Origin of the sequence: Pseudoalteromonas sp. ESRF-bin5, assembly GCF_002632075.1 — a bacterium.
Lineage (GTDB): Bacteria > Pseudomonadota > Gammaproteobacteria > Enterobacterales > Alteromonadaceae > Pseudoalteromonas > Pseudoalteromonas marina.
This window is the reverse complement of sequence record NZ_NTLW01000065.1, coordinates 1-5,742: the sequence shown is the minus strand read 5'-3', so window position 1 is coordinate 5,742 and position 5,742 is coordinate 1. Positions and strand designations below refer to the sequence as shown.

General features: G+C 37.3%; 8 protein-coding genes. 2 read left to right on the top strand and 6 right to left on the bottom strand.

Translation table 11 applies throughout. The features are described from left to right. On the top strand, positions 1–270 hold a 270-nt coding region (locus BCG07_RS02470; RefSeq protein ID WP_286888433.1), incomplete at its 5' end, for an NAD-binding protein. Between the two features lie 329 nt (positions 271–599). After that, positions 600–815, top strand: coding sequence for a DUF3820 family protein (locus BCG07_RS02465; protein ID WP_006793920.1), 216 nt, complete (start codon positions 600–602; stop codon positions 813–815). A 103-nt stretch (positions 816–918) separates the two neighbouring features. Here the strand turns inward: BCG07_RS02465 and BCG07_RS02460 are convergent, their stop codons facing one another. From BCG07_RS02460 to BCG07_RS02435, 6 genes are all read right to left on the bottom strand, one after another. After that, complete coding sequence (locus BCG07_RS02460) at positions 919–2,163, bottom strand: ATP-binding protein (protein WP_243531240.1); 1,245 nt, start codon at positions 2,161–2,163, stop codon at positions 919–921. Positions 2,164–2,184: 21 nt separating this feature from the next. Then, positions 2,185–2,877 (bottom strand): response regulator, encoded by a 693-nt coding sequence (locus tag BCG07_RS02455; RefSeq protein WP_006793922.1) that lies wholly within the window; start codon positions 2,875–2,877, stop codon positions 2,185–2,187. Between the two features lie 14 nt (positions 2,878–2,891). Then, positions 2,892–3,260, bottom strand: a complete 369-nt coding sequence (locus tag BCG07_RS02450) for a DUF3019 domain-containing protein (RefSeq protein WP_286888428.1) — start codon at positions 3,258–3,260, stop codon at positions 2,892–2,894. 13 nt (positions 3,261–3,273) lie between these two features. After that, positions 3,274–3,993: a MipA/OmpV family protein gene (locus BCG07_RS02445; RefSeq protein WP_286888426.1), complete on the bottom strand. Its 720-nt coding sequence runs from the start codon at positions 3,991–3,993 to the stop codon at positions 3,274–3,276. A gap of 287 nt (positions 3,994–4,280) precedes the next feature. Beyond that, positions 4,281–5,327, bottom strand: coding sequence for a GGDEF domain-containing protein (locus tag BCG07_RS02440; protein WP_286888424.1), 1,047 nt, complete (start codon positions 5,325–5,327; stop codon positions 4,281–4,283). A gap of 112 nt (positions 5,328–5,439) precedes the next feature. Then, positions 5,440–5,742 (bottom strand): LysR substrate-binding domain-containing protein (locus BCG07_RS02435; RefSeq protein WP_286888423.1); only part of this gene is annotated, 303 nt, incomplete at its 5' end.

Below are 5,742 nucleotides of genomic sequence, written 5' to 3'. Positions count from 1 at the left end.
GACGCTACCGACCCTGATTTTTGGCAACGTGTAAACCACTCTCACGTTGAAATGGTCATGTTAGCAATGCCAAAACACATGCAGAACATTTTTGCATTAGAGCAGCTTCAAGCGTCAGGTTACACAGGGCAAGTTACTGCAATTGCAAACTACCCAGATCAACAAAAAGAGCTTGAAAGTATGGGGGTACACTCAACGTATAACTTTTACTTAGAAGCCGGTAGTGGTTTTGCTGAACATGTAAAACAAGAATTGTTTGGTGAAAAATAGTATTTACTATGTGTAAAGGCACAAAAATAATTCTTTTTCATTAGTAAATAAATAAAAAGCAATTGTATTTACATTCCTTTACAAGTGCATGCACCACGTCTGCAAAAAACAGGTAAACTGTCTTCGTTGGTTAAATATAACCCATGTTAAATACAACCTAGTTAGACTCCAGCTAACAAAAGTTGTGTCGGGCTTTTTACACCAACAAAAATTCTTAAATCAGAGGGCCTACTCCCTCACTCAATAGGCTGTTTCTTGCCCGTCACAGCCTATTTTATTACTCTAAAATACCTTACACTAACCCCATTGATACACCAAAAAGCAAACCTATGGATCCGGAACAATTAAAAATTGCCATAAACACTAAAATGCCATTTGGAAAATATTCAGGTCGTCCATTACTATTACTTCCCGAACCTTACTTAGTTTGGTTTAAGCAGCAAGGTTTTCCAGATTCAAAACTAGGCAGTCAGTTAGCTATGATGTACGAGGTTAAACTAAATGGCTTAGAGCAAATGCTTATGCCATTGCTAGAAAAAAAATAAAATTTTACGAAACTATTTTATAAATTGGCGGTCTATTTAATTGCTACTTGTTGATTTTGGTTTTAACCACAAAAAAAGCGCCTTTTGGCGCTTTTTTTATTTTTTAGTTTTGCTCTATGGGTAAGCTAATAATGAACTTTGCTCCACCTAAAGACGAATGTTCAACACGATAACTTCCCTGATGCCAAGCAATAATTTTAGCAACAATCGCTAACCCAAGGCCAAATCCACCTGTTTTTTTGCCTCTACTTTTATCAAGCCGCGTAAAGGGCTTAAATACGTTTTCTCGCTCTATTTCAGCAACGCCCCTGCCATCATCTTCAATTACAAACTGTACTTCGTTATGCTGAGTAACAAGCGATATTTTAACTTGGCTATTAGCGTATTTAATTGCATTGCCAATTAAATTTTGAAAAGCGCGCGCCATAAAATGCGGATCACATTGGTAAATCAAACTACTTGGTAATGCTTCATCCAAATTAATTTTCTTATCAAAATTAAGCTTTTCAACGCTAACTTTTATTAACTCAACCAAATCAGTTGGGTATGGTTGTAGGCTAGGTTGTTGAGAGTCTAGTTTTGCGTAGTCAAGCATCTCAGAAACTAAACTTTCAAGCTCATTAATATCGCTGTTCATATTAGCAATATAAACTTCACTTTTTTCATCTGATAAACGTTCATCTAGCATTACTGTTGCAAACTTTAAGCGAGCTAAGGGGGTTCTAAATTCATGAGAAACCGACGAAGTAAGCTCTTGTTGAGCGTTTAATAAAAAACTGATGCGTTGTTGCATTAAACTGAGTGTTTCAGTAATTGGTAAAAAAAACGACTTGGAAGTATCAGAGAGTTGAAAGTCTTGAGCACCTTCAACGGCTTTACATGCATTACGCAATTTAGAGAAGTCACGCCAAAGTAGAAAGCTCCATAAGCCTACAGGAATCCCCACAATAGTGAGCAATAATACGTATGGCCATACAGAGGTCGTTACGGGGGTATCTAATCCTATAGGCCCTACCTGCAAAAGCTCATTGTCATTGAGGGTAATATACCAAACAACTCGCTGTTGTTTGTCATATAAATATAGATAGTGCTGACTATTTAACTGAGCCAGTTGTTCTTGAGGTAGTGCTAAATCAGTACGATTAATAACAAGGCTTTTGTAGTGCTCCTTTAATTTTGCTAATCCATTGGGTGTTTGTGAAAGCAGCCAAAGCGACTGCCCAAATTCGTCATCAAGAAAAACGTGCTGTTGCGATTCATCATATGGCCATAATTGTTCTATAACACCGCTAACAACAAACAATGAAACCACAATATAAATATATAAACTTGCAAACAGCTTTCCCATTAATGCCTATTAACCTTGTATTTATAGATCCCACGCATCGGAAACAAATAAGTAGCCTTGACCCCATACTGTTTTTATACGAAATGGCTTGTCGCTATTATCACCCAGCTTTTTACGGATACGAGACACTCGAACATCAACGGTGCGATCGAGCCCGTCATATTGGCGACCAATCATATGTTGATGTACATGCTCTCTACTAAGCACTTGGCCAGCGTTTGAGGCTAACAACCAAAGTAACTCAAACTCATGCGACGTTAACACTATCTCTTTGTCAGATAGTTGCACTATACGGCTGGTCTTATCAATGATTAAATCACCAAACTGTAATTCTTCACTCGTTTTTGTCACTGTTTGACCACGGCGTAATAGCGCATTGACTCTTGCGAGTAACACACGAGGCTCAGCTGGTTTAATAACATAATCATCTGCGCCAAGTTCTAAACCCAATACTTGGTCAAAATCTTCGCTTTTAGCGGTTAACATTAAAATTGGTAAAGAAAACTTATCACGCACTTGACGACACACGCTAAATCCATCTTTGCCCGGCAACATAACATCTAAGATCATTAAATCGGCGTGATTATTTTCTAAATAACCAAACACCTCATCACCACGTTCTAAAACTGCGACTTCTAATCCATTATGTTCAAGGTAATCTTTTGTGAGTTGCTGTAAACCAAGATCATCTTCAACAAGTAGAATTTTTGGCATTGATTGCTCCTAAATTAAAAAAAGCTCCATGGTGAACGAAGCCGACGCCTACTTTTTTGTACATGAGTACTTTGTACTTCAACCTGTGCTTTAGCTATTAACACGCCAGATTTCGAATTGATTAAGGAGTATATGGTTTCGACCTGAACACGCGCTTTATAATTAAACTCTCCTGCGCGCTGCTGTTGCCAGCAATGTATCTTTTTACTCTGTTCATATATGCAAACATCCCCCACCACATCGCCCTGCCATTCAAACTTTAAATCAAGATCGCAAAAGTCCTGTACCTGAGAAATGACACATACTTTGGGTGACACAGTAAACGACGCAGCTTGCGCATTACTAAAGGACATAAGTAGTGGCGCTAAAAATAAAATGACCATTAGATGTTTCATATTAAAAAGTGCGTTCGAATCCTATAAATGCAGTCATTGAATAGTCACGCTCTAAAAGCGGACTATCATTAATAGCCGAGTAGTCATAATAAGCTAAATGGAAACGAACAGAATACTCATCTCTTAAGGGTAATCGCCCATCAATTTTTGCATAAGGTTGCCAACTGCTGGCAACTTCAACATGGCCCAATAAAGTTTCGCCGTCTTTAAGGCCATAATAATAGGTATTTAGTTCCGCAGATTTATAATTTAAACCAAACGATGGTTTAATATTTACGGGCCCAAGTTGGGTATGGTATTGCCACTGTAATGCGCCGCGAACACCGTTATAAACATTTGTCACATCATGCAGTAATTGAACAGAAAACACATGGTGATCATTCACATAATGATAAGCAAGCCCTGTGTCTAAGGCTAAGTGGCGTTTATGTAGGTCATTTAAATTAACATTTTTTACTGAAGAGGCCTCTGCAGCTTGCAAATAAAATGGGCTATCTGCATTGCTGCTTTGCAGCGTAAACACATTACTTGGATGCCAATCTATAAAAAAACGAGACTCAGTATTAAGCTCGCTAACAATGTTTAATTGATGTTTAGAAGTTTGTAGTAAAGAATAGCCTAAACGACCATTATCAAAAAACCAATCTTCAGCATAAAACGCTATTTGAGGAATAACGACTAAAGGAACATTATCACCACCACGCACAGGATTAGTGATCACACCGACCCCTGCGTTAATACTAAAAATTAGCTGATGAGATTGAACATGCTGCTCTGAGAACTCTTGATCCGAATACGTATCTGGCTTGGCACTTAACGTAAAACAAGTGAGCAAAAAATTTAAACAAAGAATGGTAAATAGAAAGAAATTAAACCGCATCAGCGTAAATCAGAACATAAAATTATTTATTTACGGATAGTAACAAGGTTACCTAAAACTATCTGTAGCTGATTACAATCATTCACACTTTTTATACACAAAATAAAAGTTTAAACCCCTTATAATAATTAGATATCAGGGGCTATTTCTACTCGGTTGCGTCCATGTGTCTTAGCAATATAAAGTGCTCTATCGGCACGCTCAACCAGCACTGAGCTTTTTGTGAACGGTCGTAGCATAGCTAAACCAAAGCTTGCTGATATTGCACGCTTGTTGTTTACATCTTGTTTTTTACGAATAGCTAATTTCGCAATTTCTTGCCTTATACACTCAGCAAAAGCAACTAAATCATTTATGGTTTCAAAATAAGCAGTAATACAAAACTCTTCTCCGCCGTAGCGATACACTTTTGCTTTGTCGGTTAAGTTTTCTTTTACTTTTTTTGCCACTAGCTTAATAACTTCATCGCCTTTTTGATGGCCAAAGTCATCGTTAAATCGCTTAAAGTGATCAATATCAAACATAATCAGTGCAGCAAGGGAGCTTTCTGTCGTTTGCTCTGAGTACTCACGGCAAAAGTCATTAATATCAGAGTCAAATTTACCTCTGTTATAAAAACCTGTTAATGGGTCTGTGTCGGCAGCTTCTTTAGAAAGATTAAGCGCTTCTTTTAAGTCTTTAATTTCATTATATGCAACCGATAGCTTTGTTTGAAATTCACGAGCAGAGTCTTGCATTGCAATTGACTCATCAGTCAAACGCTCAACACAACCAAGAATATCGTTAAAAGAGTTAGTATCTATCAGGCTGTTTATTTCGTTCTGCGAGTCAATCAGTGAAGTACTGAAACTTTTAGAATGACCAAGTGTGATACTTATATCTTGCTGGATATTTTCAACCGTATTATGAAATTTATCCGACATTTCCTGAAAAAGAGCTAAATCTTCATCACTAAGATGCTTATCAAATATTTCTTTTGCTTTACTTTGAGTGCATGTTTGGTGCTCTGAAATAACTTGATCTAATTCAATGTTTAAAGACGGTTTATTACCCTGAAAATAGCAATACCAAATAGCATAATTAATAGGTGTTACCGGCATACGGTACTTCACCATCATGGGTACTGCTTTTTTTAAATACTGAGCGGAATGAGAAAGTGATACAGCATTATTCATAAAGAACTCTCAAGCGTCATTTTTATTATTAGCATTCAATGTTAAGTAATAGTAAACCTTTACGCAAGCCATAATAATACTATTTTATGAACTTATTTAACGGTAAAAAAATCTAAATCGCTTTTGCGTCTAAAGTTTGTGCAATATTCCACAAAGCACTAATAGCGGGGTCGTTGAGCTCTTTTCTTAAAACGGCTAAGCCAATGTCAAAGCCTTCAGGGGCTTGCATTTTTGGTGTGAGTATCTGTACTTTATCTTTTAGTGGGCTGTTATCTAATACTATTTTAGGAACCATTGCTACACCAAATCCTAGGCTAACCATAGACACCATTGCCTCATGCCCCGCCACTTGTGCATAAATTTTTCCGTGAATATTGTTTTTTCGCCACCACATTTCTAGGCGCTGCCTAGAAAA

What these genes read in the sequence shown, in the direction of transcription:
- BCG07_RS02465 (WP_006793920.1), top strand. Translation starts at nt 600, where the DNA reads ATGGATCCGGAACAATTAAAAATTGCCATAAACACTAAAATGCCATTT.
- BCG07_RS02460 (WP_243531240.1), bottom strand. Translation starts at nt 2,163, where the DNA reads ATGGGAAAGCTGTTTGCAAGTTTATATATTTATATTGTGGTTTCATTG.
- BCG07_RS02455 (WP_006793922.1), bottom strand. Translation starts at nt 2,877, where the DNA reads ATGCCAAAAATTCTACTTGTTGAAGATGATCTTGGTTTACAGCAACTC.
- BCG07_RS02450 (WP_286888428.1), bottom strand. Translation starts at nt 3,260, where the DNA reads ATGGTCATTTTATTTTTAGCGCCACTACTTATGTCCTTTAGTAATGCG.
- BCG07_RS02440 (WP_286888424.1), bottom strand. Translation starts at nt 5,327, where the DNA reads ATGAATAATGCTGTATCACTTTCTCATTCCGCTCAGTATTTAAAAAAA.